This is a genomic window from Marinobacter sp. (assembly GCF_041984545.1).
Classification (GTDB): Bacteria; Pseudomonadota; Gammaproteobacteria; order Pseudomonadales; family Oleiphilaceae; genus Marinobacter.
In genome coordinates this window covers 52,336-70,382 of the sequence record NZ_JBHIXV010000021.1, presented here as the reverse complement: position 1 = coordinate 70,382, position 18,047 = coordinate 52,336, and the positions used below count along the sequence as shown (strand labels likewise).

7 protein-coding genes are annotated in these 18,047 nt (G+C 57.1%); all 7 read right to left on the bottom strand.

What is annotated here, in order from left to right; translation table 11 throughout:
- Positions 1 to 786: hypothetical protein (locus ACFC20_RS11435; protein ID WP_375172516.1), on the bottom strand; the 786-nt coding region annotated here is incomplete at its 3' end.
- Between the two features lie 143 nt (positions 787 to 929).
- Positions 930 to 2,168: an McrC family protein gene (locus ACFC20_RS11430; protein WP_136631993.1), complete on the bottom strand. Its 1,239-nt coding sequence runs from the start codon at positions 2,166 to 2,168 to the stop codon at positions 930 to 932.
- Positions 2,165 to 4,819, bottom strand: coding sequence for an AAA family ATPase (locus tag ACFC20_RS11425; RefSeq protein ID WP_375172517.1), 2,655 nt, complete (start codon positions 4,817 to 4,819; stop codon positions 2,165 to 2,167). The genes ACFC20_RS11430 and ACFC20_RS11425 overlap by 4 nt, the downstream gene beginning before the upstream one ends.
- Entirely contained in the window at positions 4,816 to 9,051 is a 4,236-nt protein-coding gene (locus ACFC20_RS11420; RefSeq protein WP_375193129.1) for an Eco57I restriction-modification methylase domain-containing protein, read from the bottom strand. The genes ACFC20_RS11425 and ACFC20_RS11420 overlap by 4 nt, the downstream gene beginning before the upstream one ends.
- Entirely contained in the window at positions 9,048 to 9,725 is a 678-nt protein-coding gene (locus ACFC20_RS11415) for a hypothetical protein (protein ID WP_375193128.1), read from the bottom strand. The genes ACFC20_RS11420 and ACFC20_RS11415 overlap by 4 nt, the downstream gene beginning before the upstream one ends.
- A gap of 121 nt (positions 9,726 to 9,846) precedes the next feature.
- Positions 9,847 to 12,702, bottom strand: a complete 2,856-nt coding sequence (locus ACFC20_RS11410; RefSeq protein ID WP_375193127.1) for a helicase-related protein — start codon at positions 12,700 to 12,702, stop codon at positions 9,847 to 9,849.
- A complete protein-coding gene (locus tag ACFC20_RS11405) occupies positions 12,699 to 17,951 on the bottom strand; it encodes a DEAD/DEAH box helicase (RefSeq protein WP_375193126.1) in 5,253 nt (1,750 codons plus the stop codon). Before ACFC20_RS11405 ends, ACFC20_RS11410 begins: the two co-directional genes overlap by 4 nt.
- Between the last annotated feature and the right edge of the window lie 96 nt (positions 17,952 to 18,047).

Here is an 18,047-nt window from a genome sequence, read left to right as displayed (position 1 = left end):
TGCAGTTGGCGATGGCCGTATTATCGCCGATTCCGGCGACTTATTCAGAGTCTCCTTAGAACTATCCAATGAGACTGAAGGAATGTGAGCAGTAGTTCCTCCCTCAGTCCCTAAGTATGTTGAGAATTCTTTTATATTTAGGGCTGTTGTTGGCTCTAGCAGATAATTGAAGTCGTTGGTGTAATTAACCTCGATCTTATCGCCACTTTTTGACCAGTTAACGGACCCATGTAGATGAATAATGTTTAGCTGGGGAATACCATAGGTCGCACGTTCAAATATGCCAGTTTGACACTGAAATGTGTTGAAGTTCTTAGCATGCAGATGCTTCTTGTGAAATCCTGACGTGCCATCGTTCACAACAAAATCATGTGAGCCGCTCATAAGTAAGCTGTCGGCACTGTGCTCCAAGCATCCATCGTAATTTGTAGTGAAGATGTTTATTTTCCGATTGAGATCGTTTCTTCGATCCAGTAAACCAAGGAGGGTTTTTAAAAATATTTCGTAGTTTTCAAGGTTAGCCAAGCCTTTCGCATCTTTAACTTCGGATTGTGTGAAATTCTGCACTGGATAGATGCACGTATCGTAGTAGTGCATGAATAGTGCAGTGAGTTTTTCTGAGTGTGTGTCAAATTTAGTAGCAAGTTTTTCGATCGTCTCTCGGCTACCGTTTTCGTCCTTGATTTTTAATGCCAGTGTCGGGAACAGGTCAGCTGAAGCGCCTGAGCCAATGAGAACATTGATGTTCTTATTGTATGCGTCCAGTGCCTCAATCGGCTCGAACATAACTTCCTCTTTCTTTGGTTTCTTAGAGTAGTGCGTAGTGCGTTGTATGTCCCCACATGCAACGAATCCTAGTTACAAATACCCAAACACGAAAGGTGGCCTCTCCAATGGTTTGCAATACGACGTTGCTATGGCGCTATTCTCTAAACGAATGCCTCTATTGTCCGAACAGGCAGCGAGAGGCCCTCTCCGCACAAGGGCATCGCTAACACAGTAAGCTTCACGGGCCGATCTACTAGGTTCAAGCTCATCTGGTACTCCCCCCGAAAACCCGATTGCTCAGGATACAATAGCATCACCTGGTCACAGCGGTAGGCGCTAGCATAAGTACTCAGTTGATAGAGATCCGCTGAGGAGAGAGAAGCCAGAGGGTTACTGGATTCCAGCAGTTTCCATTTTGTGTCCAGAATGGCTACCGGCCGGTTCAGTTCATCCAATAAGCTGATATCCGGTCGCATCAACAGCCGGCCTTTGCCGGAGTCATCTTCGCCCAGGTATTTGCGCGGGCCTTGCTCCATCAGGCGCAGGCCCATCTTTCGGACGGTTGGCCTAAGTTTGACGGCTACAAAGCGCTCGAATAGCTGGTTCATGTCAAATAGCAGGCTGTAAACCTGTTGGTGGCCGGCCCGGGCGTCCAGGTACTGGCCGTCAATAAACAGTCGGGCCAGATCCACCACGCTGGCATAGCGACGCTGCATCCGGTTCAGGTCGTCGGCGCGGGGCAGGTGATCGCCTTTGTGAATGACACCGATGCCGCCAAAGCGCATCCGCATACTCTGAATGTGTTGGCGAAGCATGGGCGAGCTTGCCAAATGAGTCATACAGAGTAGGGCTGTGTGCAAGAGCCGGTTCACCGGAATATCCACTAACAGCTCATTGAACCGGCAAGCGAGGCGCTGGGGCTTGAACAGGTTCTCCCGTTGCTGGCGGATCAGGTCGATCCGGCCTCGAACCTGGTCGAGCGTATCCTCCACATCCTGGTAGTCCCGAAGCAGGCCCTGTTGAAGCTGCGCTTCGAGAAGCTTTAGAAAATGGCGTATGAATACATCCAGAAGTCGGTGATTGCTGGTGCCCAGGCCCGCTTGCCGGGCACTGAGCCCCTCGATGTCGCCGGCGGTGTCCAGCATTTCGATCAGGGTGGTGCGTTGCTGTTCCGGTGTCTGATGCGGAAAGACCTTGGGCAGAATTTCGATTTGCAGCACCTGCTGAACCTGCACCACGCCACAGAACTGCCGGAACTTTACCCGGTTACGGCCCCATTCAAGACAGTTCTTGGGAAGCACGCTCTCTGCGGCGGCCAACGCATCAGCCTCCGGCGCCGTTAGATCGCCTTCCTTGCCGATGGTCAGCCAGCCATGCTCAACGGCACTAACGAGTTTCACGCGGGCATTTCCAATGAGTCATAGATTTTGCGCAGGGCATCCGGCGTGATCTCGCCTGGCTGTTTCACGCGGAAGTCAGGTTTCTCCGGCAGATCCAGCTCTGCGCCCGCAAACAGCTGGCCGGGGTCCAGTATCTTGCGGGTAATAATCTGATGCTCGGCCGGCGCTGTGTCGTCCGCCAGCACTCGGCGAATCTGCTGCCAGTCGTCATAGAAGTATTCCGCCAGCATGGGGATAATGTCGTACACCATAGCGTGGCGCAGGCTGTCGATATCCTTTACTTCCATGAAGTAGGCATGCCCGAAGGTCTGGTCCCGGTGTAACAGATAGCGCAGGCGCAGGTTAATGGCATTCAGCAAATCACGCAGGCTCAGCAGGCCCCCTTCGCCATCCGGTATATAACCATCCCCCTGATTACCGGTTATCTGTTTGGGCTCCGGCATCAGCTCAATAAAGCGGAACCGCCGACGTAGTGCAGCATCCATCAGGGCAATGGAACGGTCAGCGGTGTTCATGGTGGCGTAGATATCCAGGTTCTTCGGCACACCAAAGCGTTCACCAGAATAGGGCAGCGTAATCTCCATGCCGTCCACCAGTTGGCCTTCTTCATCCCACCAGGCCCGTTTGTCGGCCTCGATCAGGGTAATTAGCTCCCCAAAGATGCGGGAGATGTTGCCCCGATTTATTTCATCAATGAACAAAGCGTAGCGTTGATTCGGATCTTGCCGAGCCCGGTTACAAAAAGCTTTGAACAGGCCATCTCGTACCTCATAGCTGATGCCGCCTTCGGCGGTGGTTTGAGGCCGGATGCCTTCTACGAAGTCCTCGTAGCTGTAAGATTGGTGGAAGGTCACGGTCAGGTGGCGTTTGATCCGTGTTTCCTCGTTTTGAGGTCCTGACTGTAGTTTCTTGAGCTGCTCGCGCAAGCCTTCCCCGGCTTCCTCCCAATCGCCGGCGAAGATCCACTGTCCACCGGGTTTCTTGTCAAAGATAAGCGGAGGCTGGCGTTTATCCGGTGAGTAGTTGACGGTTTCCGATTCCATTACCGTGTGGCTCTGCAATGCGGCCCAGCACTGGGCGCGGAGGTTATTGCTGCCAACACGGCCTTGCACCCGAGTCTTTGCCTTGAAGTAAGGGTGCAGCAACAGTTCGTTGACCGTTGCACTTTTTCCCTTCTGGGTCAGGTCTGCGAGGGCCAGCGCCACGGCCTCCCACCAGGACGTATTGGCCAACTGCTCCTCCAGCCATTCGCCCGTTGAGACCTGGCTGGCGGCCCGTTCGTATTTTGGCTGGATGTGATTACGCCAATGATGGGTTTTGCCTGTGCCGGGTGGCCCGTAGAAAATCTGATTCACCGGTCTGCCGATATTGATGGCCTGTTGCCGAGACGTAGGTTGATGAGCCTCCACGACCTTTACAGGCGGCAACTTGTTCCAGAGGCCCGCCACGAGTTTCGCGGACCTGGGTTTGATTTCGATACCAGAGCCTTGCGGTGTCCAGTTCTGGCTATCCACAGTGCCGGCTTTCAGGTCCGCTAGACTGATGTAGGGCTCGGCCTTTGGATCTCGCAGATCGGTCAGTGTGATGTCCACATACAGCGCTTTCTCGCCCTTGTCCGCCAAATCCGGGTCGTAGTGGACATCTTCATAGGGTTCACTTGTCACGGTGCCCCGGGCAACCAGGCCTTTCGGCTCTTCACCCAGTCTCACCAGGTAGGCGGTGTCGCCTTCTTTCAACTGCTTGGAGACGGTTCGCCAGGGTAGGGTGACATTCTCGCCACGTGCAACCCGAAGCCGGTCATCCTGAAAGGATTTCCACTCCCAGTTCTCCGGGTTCCAGGCCATTAACCAAACACGAGGCGACGGTCGCCATTGGTCGATCCAGGGTGAGGCGTAGAAATCAACGCCTTGCTCCTCCTGCTCTTCCAACTGCTTGCGTATTTCCAGCAGGGTTTCATCCACTTCCCGGTTGCTCATTGCCTTGAGCTTGGCTTTGGGTAGGTCGCCGAGCACCCGGGCTATTTCTTTCTTGTCACTGCCCACGGATATGGATTCAAAGTGATCGGGAAAGAGCAGGAAACAGATAATATGGCGAAACTGTCTTGCCCTGGCATCCGGAATGCTTTCCAGCCAGTCTGCAAAAGACCAGGGACTTTCCAGTGTCTGGCGTTGGGCCTCGGGTGCCAGGGCCTTTAAAGCTTTCATCATTTCGATCAGGAACACTAACTCACGCCACCGCAAGGTGTTGTAGCCAGTGCCTGTACTCCCGGCTCCTGAGAGGGTCGCGTCTTCCAGTAGCCAGCTTTCTGGTAGCGTGTCGCCGGATAACTCCCAGATATTGCGCACCAGATCCCGCTTGGTACCGGGTTTGATGTTGGTGGAGAACAACAGCAACAACCAGTTCAGCTCTGCCATCAATTTGATGGCCTCGGGGGTGGCATCCGACAGCTGTAGCGCCAGTTTGTCGAAGTAGCTCTCGTCGCCCTCCTGGGGATTCTGAATAAAGCGCTGATCCAGCTCCGCCAGTTTGGCACTGCTCCAATACTTGCCATCACCCAGCAAAGGGCCGTCATCCAGGAGGCATTGGTCCTTCCAGAGCTGGGCGGCCTCTAGCAAAGCTTTGATGTCATGACGGGGATTGTACTGGCTCATGACGGAGTTCCTTCAGTTGCGGCGAGTTGATCAAAGGCTTCCAGTACCCGGCGCTGGGTGAGGTATTCGCCGTATGTGGCGATTTCCTTGCGCTTGAGGCCGGGGAAGGTGACAGATGGATAATCCGGGCCCATAACATCAGCTGGGTCGAGGATGTAGCGCAGTTCGTCCCGGGTCAGGCCGTACAGCCGGGCATAGTAGGCATCCAGTTCGCAGCGCAGTTGGTGCCGGCGGTCTGGCTCCCAGGCGAATGGCTCGCCGTCGTAGCCCAGGTCGCGGGCGAAGGGCGCGAGGTCGTGGCTGGTGTAGGTGAGTTCCAGAGCGCGTGGGGCGATGTAGTTGAGGTCGGCTTCAGAGTAGGCTTTCGGCGGTAAGACTGGCAATTGTTTCGCGATAAAAAAGTTCAGGTGGGTGCCGCCAACCTTATGCCGCGTCACGAAGTCGAAGACGATTGTAGAAAGGTTTCCTTGCAGCGCGGCAACCAGATTTGCGGGTGTGGTAACAGGCAAAATACATAACGGGAAGTTGTTACCGACTCCGGCGAAAGGAACTGAGCTGGCAATTGTCGTGCGTTCGTTTGTGGCGTTTGTAATATCCCTGAACCCGAGAAGGTATCTAGGGCTTCGACTCTTCAGACGATCCTCCACCAGTACTGCGTAATCTTGCTGTGCGGAAAACGCCGCCACCCAATCATCCAGCTCCGCATCGGTCATCGGGTGATCTTCAGCCATTTTGCGGGATGCCAGGCCATCTTTGGTGAACTCCGCGGCTTGGAACAGGTTGCCGGTGGTGCCGCGTTTGGTCACCCGGCTACCCAGCAGTTGCGAGGCTTCTTCAAACTGCTCACGGACCAGCAGTTGGCCCGCCAACCATTGGCGCAGGCCTTCCTCCAACTTGGCGGTGTCCTGCTTTTTCAGGCCGTCCAGCACGACACGAGGCATATCGGCGGTGCGCAGCAGTACCTCACGCTCTTCCACCCAGTACCGGGGAAGCGGGGCGTAATCTGTCTGCTGCTTTTCGGCTACCGTCGTGTCGCGGGTAGTTTCGCCGTCTGTTTCGTAGGTAGCAAAGCGATGGTCGTAGTGGTGCACCATTTTGGCTTCGTACAACGGCAGGTAGCGGGTGCCATCAAGGTGGAATTGGTTGTCTTCGAGCTGGGCGCCTCGATCGTCCAGTTGCTGATAGGTGCGGAACAGATCGCTGTCGGCGGACATGTGGAACATCGCCTGGAACTTGATATTCCAAGGATTGGTTTCAGGGTTCTCCTGCATCAACACCGGCGCTTGGCGATACAGCTTACGAGTCAGCTCCGCGTCTTTTTTCGCCCGGAACACCGGGCAGGTGCGGGTGTTCGGGTTGATTAGGGCGAAGTCTTCCGGAGACAATTGGAACAGCCGCTCTTGGTCGTCCAGGTGCTCAATCCGGGTGGAGAAGAACATCAGGTCCGCGTGATCAATCTGATCAGCGATGGTTAGAAGGCTGAATTTGTAACTACGGTGTACCCCTTTGAACAGTCCTTCGCGATTCTCGAAATCGAACAAACTGGCCAATCGCTTGCCGGAAGCCAGGGCTTCAAAATAAGCCTTGGTGCTGTCGTCCGTAGCAATGCCTGTAGGAACGATGATACCGGCTCGGCCACGGCTGGCGGTCAGGTTCAACGCCAACTCGGCAAACAGAGCATAGAGATTGACATCACCGGTGCCGGTCAGGGGAAAGCGTGTGCTGCCGCGCACAAACTGGCTCGCAGCTTCCGCAGCATGTCGAGCCTCAAAGAAGTCCCGGTGCAGGGCTTGATCGTGTTCGCTGTTGCTCGACTCCAGCGCCTGAATCATTCTTCGGCGGGCTGCAGCGTTGGGTGCCGTAGCGATTTCAGGGGACCGGGAGGCGAAAAACTCCTGTTCCTGAAGCTTGATGCGCTCCCAAGGCGGGTTGCCCAGCACCACATCAAAACCTGCGTTGCCCCGGTTGAATACTTCCGGGAATTGCAGTGGCCAGTGGAAGAAACGGTTCTGTTCTGCGCGCAGCCGAACTTCCGCTTCCACTTCGGGGCTGAGTTCGCCCCGGTGGGCCGCCTTCAGTGCACCGTTATCCGGAATGCGGTTGGCGTAGCCCTGGTTCTTCGGGACAAAGAACGCAGCGGTCCACAGGTCTTCCAATAGTCGGGCGCGACGGGCTTCCTGGCTTTGCTGGGCGGCCTGCCATTGCTGACGCTTGTTGAGCACCTCATCCAGGGATTCTTCCGGTAGTTCCTCCACGGCAGCGAGTTGCTGGGCGTTGATGCGCAAATCAATCGCCAGGGTTTGGGCCTGCTGTTTATTGGTTTTCTTCAGGTCTTTCAGCAGCGCCTTGTCGTCGCCCTCCAGGGCTTTGAAAGCATCGTCGGGTATGCCGGTTTCCAGCACAGTGGGGTCATACACGCCAACCAAAGCATTGCCACACTGGATGTGGCTGTCGAGGAAGGTCAGCGGTTTGCCGGGCTCCAGGGCTTCCATCCACAGTGCTGTGCGGCACAACTCCACGGCCATGGGGTTCACGTCTACCCCGAATATGCAGTGTTGTACCACCTCGCGTAGGGCGTGCTGGAACTGGGCCGGCGTGGGTTCGCTGCCCTCGGCATCCAGTTGTGCCAGTTCCCGGGCCAGGGTGCGGGTGGCCGCCAGCAGGAAATGGCCGGAGCCACAGGCCGGGTCTACCACGCGCAGATCGAGCAGGGCCTGGCGCGGTTCGTCCGGGTTATCCGCCAGGCGCTCACGAATCACCGGTTTGAGGGCGGTATCAATCAGTGACTGTACCAGCACATCCGGCGTGTAGTAGGAGCCGGTCAACTTGCGAAGGTTTCCGGCAGTGGTATTGCTCTCATCCAGGCCGATAAAGCTGAACTGCCAGGGCGTGGTGGTAATGGCCGGTACCAGTTCCAGAAGGGCTTCGTACACCGAGCCCAGTTCTTCGGCATCCATATTGGCGTAGTCGGTGGCCACCAGGCTGTTGCTGGTCTCGCTGGGGTGCCAGGTGAGGGCCTTGATGGCTTTGAGCAAGGACTGGTTATCGATCAGTGCGTTGTCGAGGTTGGGGCACTGATCATTGCCAAACAGGCCGCCCAGGGCCGGGAGTGCCAGTAGGGGCTGGCCGGAAGCCAGGCCGTTCATGGTGTGTTGCACCGTCAGCCAGAGATCGTGATGGCGGGCTTCAAAGCGATGGGGCTTGCGGGCCGCCCGGCGCAGCACATCCAGGCTGTAGCCTTCCCGATAGCGCTCCCGGGCCAGTGGGTCACTCCCTTCCGGATGCAGCAGGTCCCGCGCTTCTGCCCGCAGCAGGAAGAGCATGCGATACACCATGCGCAGCAGCTCTTGGTAATAGGTTTGAGCATCCAGCTCACGGGATTCAAACTGCTGGCGGAGTTCGTCGTTTTGCGGGTGACGCAGGAAACCGTTACCCAATGCACCCAGCGCTTCGGTAACGCCCACGCGCAGCTTGTCCAGCAGCCGTTCGCCCTGTTCTTCCGCCTCGGCGCGCCATTGCTCCAGCCAGCATTGGCTGGGTGCTATTTCGCCATCGCTATTGGTGCCCGGCTGAAAGCGGCTGGCGTGTAGCAGCAGCCAAAGAATACGAAACTCCGGCAGCTGTTCCTCGGCAAAGCACGTGGCCAGATCCACTTCTATATAGGCTGGCCGGGTCATTGAGGGGTTGTCGCGCAGAATGCGGAGGCGTTGGCCGTCGCTGACCAAGCCCCATAGCGCCTGGTCGTTGGCGTTCAGGTATTCCTGCAGCAGGCCGGTGGGGCTGCGCCGGCGGCCTTCGTGTCCGAAGCGTGGGTCGGCGGTATCCAGGGCTTTGTCGCCCGGTGCACAAAACACCATGGGTACCCGGCTACCGAAGGCATGATGGGTAATGGGGAAGCCGCGCTCGTCGATCATTTGCGGTTCGGAATAGGCGTGCAGGTCGGAAAAGCCAAATACCTGGGTCAGCAGGCTCTGGAGCCAGTGCTGGGCGGCTGCGGTCGGGTTGGAAAGGTCACTGCGCTGGCGTTGCTGGTCAAAGTTTTGCCAGTTGGCCTGGGCAATACGCCAGAAGCGGCCGATTTCGTCCCGGAGTGTCAGGCCCTGGGGAATGTTGTAGTCTGCTGCGGTTTGCCCCTTCAGCTGGAGGCCTGCCAATTGGTTGAATAGGTCGGCGGGCAACAGGCCGCCCTCCAGAGTAAAAATGCCGTTCTGGTTGGCTTGTGTGTTGCTCATGGATAAAGCTCCTGAATCAAGGCGGTGGGGCCTTGCTGGTAGATCTCGTTAAAACGGTCAGTATGTTCGAGTACCCGCGCCGCTTCCGGGTTGAACCATTGCAGCAGTTCTATGGCATCGGTATGGCGACGAGGCAGGTCTTTCCAGTGCCAGATGGGTTCGTGGTGAAATACCCGGTTCCGGAGTTGTCGCAATCGGTTGACGGCTCGGCTGAGCTCTTTTCTTTGCCGCTGGCGCTTCGGCAGTTGTCTCAGCGGTGAGTGGCGCAGCAGTTTGGGCCAGAGAATCTGTTTGTGCTCATACCGGGTGTCGCACAGGCTGCACCAGAACCCGAACGTCAGCTCTGACACGACCTGGTCCGGATTGATGGGCTGCTCGTTGTCTCGCTTGCGCAGTTCGGCGATCACTTTCTCGATAGAGCGCTGCTCGCGCTTGTGCAGCCACAGGCCCTGGAACCAGTTTTCGGTATCAAACTCTGTGCTGAGGGCCCGGTGCATGGCATTGCGGAACACCACTTCATTGAGGTGCAGTACCGGGTATAAAGCCTCGCTCAGGCGCAGGTTCCAGTGGTAATGTGCCATTGCAAGACGGTAGTCACCCTGGCTGTAGGCCAGGTAGGGCCCCAGACGCTGGGGAGACAGGCCGGCGATCAGTGAGTCCAGTTGGCTAGTCATTGAGCATGACCTCTCAACCGGTTATACTGTTTACACAGTCCCCGGGCTATTCCTCTCCCAGTCTTGCTACTGGTGACGAACCCGGGGTTATTTTTTTCTCCTCTCTGTTTTTCTTCCCTGATCAAAACGCGACCTCTGGCATTAGTACGTACACGCCCAGAATGTCGGCTGGCAGTTGTGGGTTAACCTGGAAAGTTCCGCGGCCCTCCCGTTCTGAGTCTCGCACCCTTCGGTGATCCTGCAGGAGTTGTTGGCCATGCCCGCGGGCAATGTCATCCAGCGCGGACTGTTGTTCCTGAAGACGCTCCAGAGCCTGCTTAACGGCGCGCTCGCGCACATCGGGCGTGGTGTTTTGTGTCGCATCCAGATTAAACAGTGATACCGCTTCCTCTGTGCTGAGCTGGCGGGGCATCTGGTTGCCTTCCATCACGACGGTTACGGCTTCTTCCGCCAGCATTTCCCGGCGATTGCCTTCCCGCTCTACCACCAGGTTGGTGCGCAAACGCAGCAGGGCGATGATGGTGCGTCGATCCACCTGATTGGTGGTGATGGCACCCGCCCGGCGGGCGGGGCGGTCTGCGGCAGGTAGGTCTTCCGATTCCAGGGCGCGTTCGGCCAGTTCATCCGCCAGCACGGTGACCAGAGGGTGGCTGCGGTGAATGTAAGCCACATCTCGTGGCAACGGTAGCGTAAAACCGATCTGATCCAGTCGGCGGATGCCATGCCCTTCCAGTCTTTGCTGGATGGCGGCTGGCAGTTCACCCCAGCTCATGCGGTAGTGTTGTCGGTGGGTTTGAAGTGGTGCCCGCAATGCCGCCAGAGCTTTGGTAATGAAGCGCTGCACGTCAGCCTGGCTGCCCAGAACCTCCTGCATACGCTGCCATTCCGGCAGGACTTCTTCCGGATGGATGGCTTGCTGGGCAAAGATGGTGCGGTTGCGTTTGGCTTTGTCCCGGGCACTTTCCCAGCTTACGTCCACTTGTTGTTCTATGTCGTCCAGGTTTTCGACTTCCTCCAGCCCCAGGCCCATCTGGCTCATGCCGCTGTCCAGGCCGCGGGTGAGCAGAACGGTCTGCATGATGGCCTGAGTTACCCGATTTTCGTCTTCGGGCATCGGCACGCTGACCCCCAGTGCTTTGCGGATGGCTTCGGCTTTGCGGATGATGACCCGCAGTACCGCGCCATCTACCGGATTGTTGTCGCCATATAGCATTAGCGCTTTAACCACCGGCGTGCGCTGGCCGAACCGGTCTACACGGCCCTCTCGCTGCTCATGGCGAGTGGGATTCCAGGCCAGGTCATAGTGAATGACGGCATCAAAATGCTCTTGCAGGTTGATACCCTCTGACAGGCAGTCGGTGGCCACAAGAATCGGTGGTTCGTCCTCGTTGGCCTGCGCTTCTACACGCTCTTCCCGCTCGGCCGGGTGCAGCTCACCGGTGACACATTGAACGTTGTACCCCTTGAACGCCTTGGTCAGGTGCTCTGCCACATAATGCGCCGTTGGTATGTAACGGCAAAAAATGACGGGCCGGAAGCCTTCCTCAAGCATGGGTTTGAGCCGGGCAATCAACTGCTTCAGCTTGGGGTCGGCTTTTGGGCCTTGCAGGCTGGCGGCTCGTGCAATCAGTTGTTGCAGCAAAGGTACGTCTTCAATCTGGGCGCAGGGTTCCAGGTCGTCCTGGCTTTCGTCACTGCTGTCCAGAATGGTTCTGTTGCCGAGCTCGTCCAGAGTATCGATGGCTTTTGCGGAGTCTGTTTCTGGCTGGATGGAGCGGTCTATCCGATTCTGGAGTGTTCGAACGGCCGCTGCAGGTGACGAGGATATGCAGCGCAGCAAGGCCAGGGCGGCCCACCAATGCAGGCGCTGCTGGAATTGGTCCAGGTTCTCGGCGCGGTCTACCAGCTCTCTGGCGTAATTGACGACATCCTGAAACAGCCCCATCCAATCGCCTTGCATGCGGTAGGCCGTTTCAGCCACCTCGCGATCCGGGAACTGGGTATTGTCCTGCCATTCGGCGATATCTTGACGGCGACGCTGAACCATATGCTTGGCAAGGCGCCTGCGAATGGGGTTTCGACTGTCGTCCAGGCGCGTCAGGGTGGCGAATTCTTGATCGAGCAAACCAAGAAGGTTCTGAAATGCTTGCTCATCGCCGCTGTGTGGCGTGGCTGTCAGCAAGAGCAGGTTGCGAGTAGCCTTTTCAGCCAGCCCTTTGAGCAGGGCATAGCGTTGGTGCCGGCCCTGGCCACTGCCCTGGGCGCAGGTGTGGGCTTCGTCTACGATCACGAAATCTGGGCAGCTGCTGAGGAATTCGTCCCGGCGACGGTTGGATTTTATGTAGTCCAGGCTGACCACCGTGTAAGGGTAGTGCTGGAACAGGGATTCGCTTTGTAGCAGGCCTCGCTCAAGCCGGGCGGCTGTGTGGCGGCTGACAATAACCGGGCGCAGGTGGAATTTTTCGCTCAGCTCCTCCTGCCACTGTTCGCACAGGTGGGGCGGGCAAAGTACAGTGAAGCCTTTTACCTCGCCGCGGTCGATCAGTTCACGCAGAATCAGCCCAGCCTCGATGGTTTTACCGATACCCACGTCATCGGCAATCAGCAGACGCACTACCTCTTGTTTGAGTGCCATTAGCAGAGGCACCAGTTGGTAGGCCCTTGGTTCGAATGCCAGGTTGCCAATGGCCCGGAAAGGCCCGGCACCAGCCCGAAGCTTCAGCAGCATGGCATCGCGCAGTAATTGGCCGGATTGCTGGTTACCTTCGCGGGCATCCTCAGGGTGCGGTGCAGGGAAGAGGGCCTGCTCCACGCGCTCAAGTGCCGCCAGCAGTCGTATGCGGTCGTCATCTCCGCTACCCAGGGCTCTCAGGTAAAGGTCGTCACCGGCAGACTCCGGGAGCACAACCCACTCCCGATCGCGCGCCCTGACAATGCTGCCCGGGTTATAAGCGGGTGAAGTGGCTGGTGCATTCATGAGTCGGAAGTCTCCCGTTTAGCTGGTTCAGTCATGGTGCCGAATACATCCGGATGGCGCGCAAATAAGGCGGGCCAGCTGTTGGTTTCTTTGGGGAAGCGCAACACCAGGAAGCCCGCGTCTTCAAGATCCCGTGTTTGTTGCTGGTCGATCATGCGGCGGTCTTCGTGGTCGTGATGGGGGCCGTCTACAAAGATCAGGGCCCGGCTATCGCGGTAGGCGAAGTCCGGCCGTACATTGAACTCTTTGAGGTAAGGCTGTGCCGCATCCGGTTGGCGCAGTGAATAGCGCTGGAGCGCATCCAGCCAGGCTTGCTCAAGACTGCTTCCGCTGGCCCGTTTGAGTTGCGCCGCCTGATCCGCTGGCCGATTGCCGCCAGAGCCTGTTTCCAGCGTCATTTCGGTTAGCTGGGTAAGCCACTGCAGTGCTTCCTGGTTGCGGCGGTCGATGTTTTCGTGATCTGGCTGGTTGAAGTAGCTGAGAATGCAGCGATAACAGCCCGCCTCGCAGCTGGCGTTGGTGTCTTGCCATTGGCTTTGAGGCAACTCATGCCAGGCAACGGTGTCATCCGGGCGCTGCCAGTGCATTAGCTCTAGGGCGGTTTCAGCCACCTTGCGCCATGCAGAGGGTTCTGTGGCAAGGCGCGTCAATACCCCGGCACCGCCTTCTGCGGCTTCATAAAAGAGCAGTGCATTGCGCTCATGCATGTTTGGCAGGGGCTCTGCCATCAGCTCGCTTTCTTCCAGCTGGAAGTTGAGCTCAATGCCGCGTTTGATCGCATATTGCAGCGTGGCTGCCGTGGTGGGCGACATGGCCAGTCTGGGCCGAATTACCAGGACATTGCGCCGATCGGTGACGAAGGGAGAAATACGCTGGCGCTGATTCACCGGTTCGTCGGCCTCGTTGTCTTCGTTGCCACCCTGTTCATCGTCTTTCAGCCAGGTGCCATTGAGCGGGTCAATCATGAACCCGTCAATTTCTTTATTTTTGCGTCGTTTCCAGCCCAGGTTGATGCGCCAGATGTGGGCTTGTTGCGCATACTCCATCTCAGCGAGCGGGTCATCGCCCTGTTGCATGTTGCTGCGCACAGCTTTCAGAACACCATTTTCTTCCGGGTACTGGAGCGTGGTGCGAAGGTCGTAGCCCTGGCGCATGCGCTCTTCTTCGTCGCAAGTGATGCGGGTTACCGGGCGCGTGGCCACGTTTTCAATGCGGAAAAGGTTGTGCACCATTTTCCCTTCCGACAGTGGTGTCTGGCAGGCGACGCACAAATCCAGGTCAAGTTGCTCGTTGAAGTGCCCGTAACCACAATGCCCGCACATTTTGGCCTGCTGCTCCGGTAGCTTGGCCTCTGTCACTTGTTGCTGATCCACGGCGCCGAGAATGACCCGTTTAACTCTGTACTGCTGGCCTTCGTGGTAGATAAGACTGAGCGGACCGAATTCCGAAATCGCCAGGAACCGGGGCCGTGACAAGACACGGTTATGGTTTTCCCGCCGACTGGTTCGGGTGCCGGGGATAAAGGCCGCCAGCGGCAGGCGGGGGAAGTTGTAGCCTGGAAGGAAACCCTGGCCAGCCAGATAACGGTAGGTTTCAAAATCCGACTGCCGCTTGCTGTTATCCTGAAGCAGACTGAACTGAATCGAACCTTCCTCCCAGCGCCTTTTTGCAATATCCCGCTCCCGCTTGCTGCTGGCCGGGCTGGTCATCAAGCGATTTGCTTCCTCGATCTGTTTCAACGTGGACTTATAAAGATCACGCCAGCGAGTGAAGCAGTCGTTGAGCCTTGCCATGGCCTGCTGAAGGCGTTTATCTGCCCACCCTGATGCAGCTACTTCCAGCGGCTCCTGGCTGTTGAGCCATACGCCTTGGGCCGGCGTTAGCGCATCGCCGAGCAGCTGCATCAGCCGCTTGCCACGTTGTTGGGCACCGGCAAGCGCCTTTTCGTTGGCCAGGGAGTCGGCATAGCTCTCACTGATTGGCATACCCTCTTCGGTTACGTCGATCAGTTCGTTGATAGCGGCTGGTAATCGAGTTCCCGTTTCAGATAGCCAGGTGGCGAACAGGTGACTGCTGACCAGTTCTTCGTTTGCCAGATCCAGCATGGGCGGGGTCACTTGCCCGTGTACCATGCGTCTCGGCTCTCGGAAAAAATACTGATCATGCGGACTTTGTGCTGCGCAGTACGTGACTACCAATGCTGGCTGGCCAGATCGGCCGGCCCGGCCGCTACGCTGGGCGTAGTTCGCCGGTGTTGGCGGAACGTTTCGCAGGTAGACCGTGTTCAGGGAGCTGATATCTACACCCAGCTCCATGGTCGGGGAGCAGAACATAACCCTCAGCTCACCGGATCGGAATGCACGTTCCCGATCTTCGCGGTCTTCTGGATCAACTTGTGCGGTGTGTTCGTGCGCCAGGAACTGGAACCAATCATGGTGCTGATGTTTCAGGCTGTCTGCGACAGCCTGGTAAAGCGCGGTGAAGTAAGGGTTGTTGGCAATGGCGGGTGCCAGGGGATCGCGCTCCGGAGTTCCACTGCCACGTTTCCAGACCAGAACTTCCCCAATCAACTGGTAACCGTCGAGCTCTTTATCGACGGCTTCGGCTTCAATCAATCCGTAGGTTTCCAGTGCCTGGAGAAGCGCTTCGATGAGCGCCGGCCAGTTCTTATCGTTCAGGGGCTCGTAAGGAGCATTGCCCCAAATACCTGGCTTTTTGAGCTCCTGGGCAAGACGGGACCGGCTGCCCAATGAAACGAGGTCGAACTCCCGGCCCTTGGGTCGGCGGCCGATGATGGCGTGGCTGGCTTTCGCCATGTCTCTTGCGCTGCCCAGCTGCCATTTCTCTGTCAGATGCGTAGTAGCCAGGTTCACCCATTGTTCGTGCTGCAGGTGATCCAGGTAACGGGTGCGGATGCAGAGGTTCTTGCGCATGACATCCAGTACCAGTTTGCACACCTGATAACGAACTGCAGGGGTTGCCTTTGCCAGCATATCGGGGGACTTTTCCCAAACGCTGTCATCTTCTGTCAGTTCTGTCAGTCCGTCGTAGGCTATTTCCAGCAAACCTAATTGTTCGAGGTTCGGCACTGTGAAGCGCCAGCCACGGCGCAGGTCGTGGTATGCCCGGTAGCCCAGTACGTTGCGCATGGCTTCCTCGGCATCACGCTTGAGCCGGGGAATACGTTGCTCTGGGTTCTGGAGGTAGTCTGCCCGGATGGCGGGGTCGTTACTGTCCATTCCCAGGGCGTTGAAGATGTGCTGGGCGAGGTCCCGGTCGGTTAACAGGGCACCATCCTGTTGCTCAAGAGAGGCAAGAACACCGGCTCGAACCAGCAGGATCTGCATAAAATCGTTGAAATGGCCGGCCTGGAGCGCAGCATCCTGGCGGTTGTCGCTGAATCCAAGCAGCTTTCTGGCTTCATCCGCCAGCTCATTATCAGCACCCAGAAGGTATCTCAGTGACGACAGTGTGAGGGTTGTGGTGGCCGAACTCCGACCTTCCGCTGATAAAGAGCCGAGTCGGGTCCAGTCGCGTCCGGAGCTGTGCGCCTGGCCACAGTTCAGGCAGAACCGGAAGCCGCCGGGTAGATAATAGCCGCGCGCGCCTTGTAAGTGCTGGGTGCCACTGGGCAGGACGTGAATCTCCTGGGGCCGGAACTTTGAATAGTAAGACTTTATTTTGGGTGGGTCTTTTTTGAAGTCCAGCCAGGTTTCCGGGTAGTCCTCTTCGTTCCAGTGACCGAGCATGACAAAGCCATAGCCCGTCTCTTCCTCTTCCGCAGACGTTTCCTTGATGTCTCTGGGCTGGAATCCGAGTTCGCCGGTTTCATCATTTTGTTTATGCCAGACAGGGTAGTAATCCTGGCCGCAACTACGGCAGAAATGCACGGTGTAAAAGCGTCGAGAGCGATCACCAGGAACGTATTGTTGGCCGTGTAGATCGAGGGTGCGTTTACCCGGCTCTTCGAGTGTGGCGTAGAGGTCGCCTGCACCCGAGATAAACTGGTGCAGGCGGAACGCAAACAATGGTTTATCGTTTATGTCTCTGGTGCGGTAGGCCAGTAACAGGAACTGTGCGTGGTAACGCTGGCAGTGTTCGGGGGCAAGGCCAGAGGCCTGACTCAGCAGGTCCGCCGCTTCTTCGAGTGTCTTGGGTTTTGCTCGGACCCACATCCCTTCTTCTTTAACAATGCCGAGAGTGAGTTCCACCCAGGCGGCGACAGGGTGCTTTCGTAGAGTGTCGAAATCGATCTGCGCCGGGAGTGGCTGTTGCAGTGCCGCTGCAAGTTCGCCTTTATCCGGCATGTCACCGGGGATTTGGCGCTGCAAGGTTTCGCCAATTATGTTCGCCGCAGGCACTTTCTGGCCAAACATCTTGGAGGCAACCTCTGCTACCTTGGCCTGCCGCTCTTCCCGGGTGCCATCGGTAGCCATGGTCGCAGAGGTACCGATGCAGACAAGGTTTAGATTCATCCGTTCCCGAACACGGCGGACAAGCATGGCAACATCGGCACCCTGGCGGCCCCTGTAGGTGTGCAGTTCGTCCAGTACCAGGAACTGAAGCCCATTGGAGTGCCTGATAACTGCCTTGTCCCGTTCGTTCTGCCGTGTCATCAGCAGTTCCAACATCATGTAGTTGGTCAGGATAATGTCGGGAGGGTTCTGCATGATTCTTTCCCGCTCTTCCTGATCTTCCTGACCGGTGTAGCGGGCGTAACTAATAGGCCGGGTGTCGTCGGCGTAGTCAGATAGAAATTTTTCCAGTTCTTCCTTCTGGCTGTTCGCCAGAGCGTTCATCGGGTAAATGACGATAGCTCGAATTCGAGCGGTGGGGTCTTGCTGCTTATCCCGGATGATGGCATCAACCATGGGAATGAAGTAGGAGAGTGACTTGCCAGAGCCGGTGCCTGTAGTCAGTACGTAGGGCTCACTGCGCTCACAACAATCAATAGCCTCTCGCTGGTGCTTGTAGAGCGTTGCAGGCACTCCAGTGGAAGTGGCGCTCTTGCCGAACCGGAAGATGCTGGCGGTAACGGGCGTAAGAATGCCTTCAGAGGCCAGGGAATCGACGGTGCCAGTGGTGACGTAGGACGGGTTGATCTGAATCAGTGGAGAGGGCCAGTAGCGGCCTCCATCATATTCACTGTCCAGGAAGCTGCTGATGTCTTCAGCCTTGGGTTGAATAAAGGAGCGGGTAAAGTCTCGGTAGTCACCGACCAGCTTGTCCCGAAATTCAAAAACGTCCATCAGGCTTGGCGCCTCCCTTGCCTTATTATTGGTGCCCCAGCAGGCAGAATACTGTTGGCATTGAGCGTTTCAGACTAGCTCCTAAAGTCTACCAAA

Excerpts from the sequence above, each read along its gene's own strand:
- ACFC20_RS11425 (WP_375172517.1), bottom strand. The coding sequence starts at position 4,819 with ATGAGCCAGTACAATCCCCGTCATGACATCAAAGCTTTGCTAGAGGCC.
- ACFC20_RS11420 (WP_375193129.1), bottom strand. The coding sequence starts at position 9,051 with ATGAGCAACACACAAGCCAACCAGAACGGCATTTTTACTCTGGAGGGC.
- ACFC20_RS11415 (WP_375193128.1), bottom strand. The coding sequence starts at position 9,725 with ATGACTAGCCAACTGGACTCACTGATCGCCGGCCTGTCTCCCCAGCGT.
- ACFC20_RS11410 (WP_375193127.1), bottom strand. The coding sequence starts at position 12,702 with ATGAATGCACCAGCCACTTCACCCGCTTATAACCCGGGCAGCATTGTC.
- ACFC20_RS11405 (WP_375193126.1), bottom strand. The coding sequence starts at position 17,951 with ATGGACGTTTTTGAATTTCGGGACAAGCTGGTCGGTGACTACCGAGAC.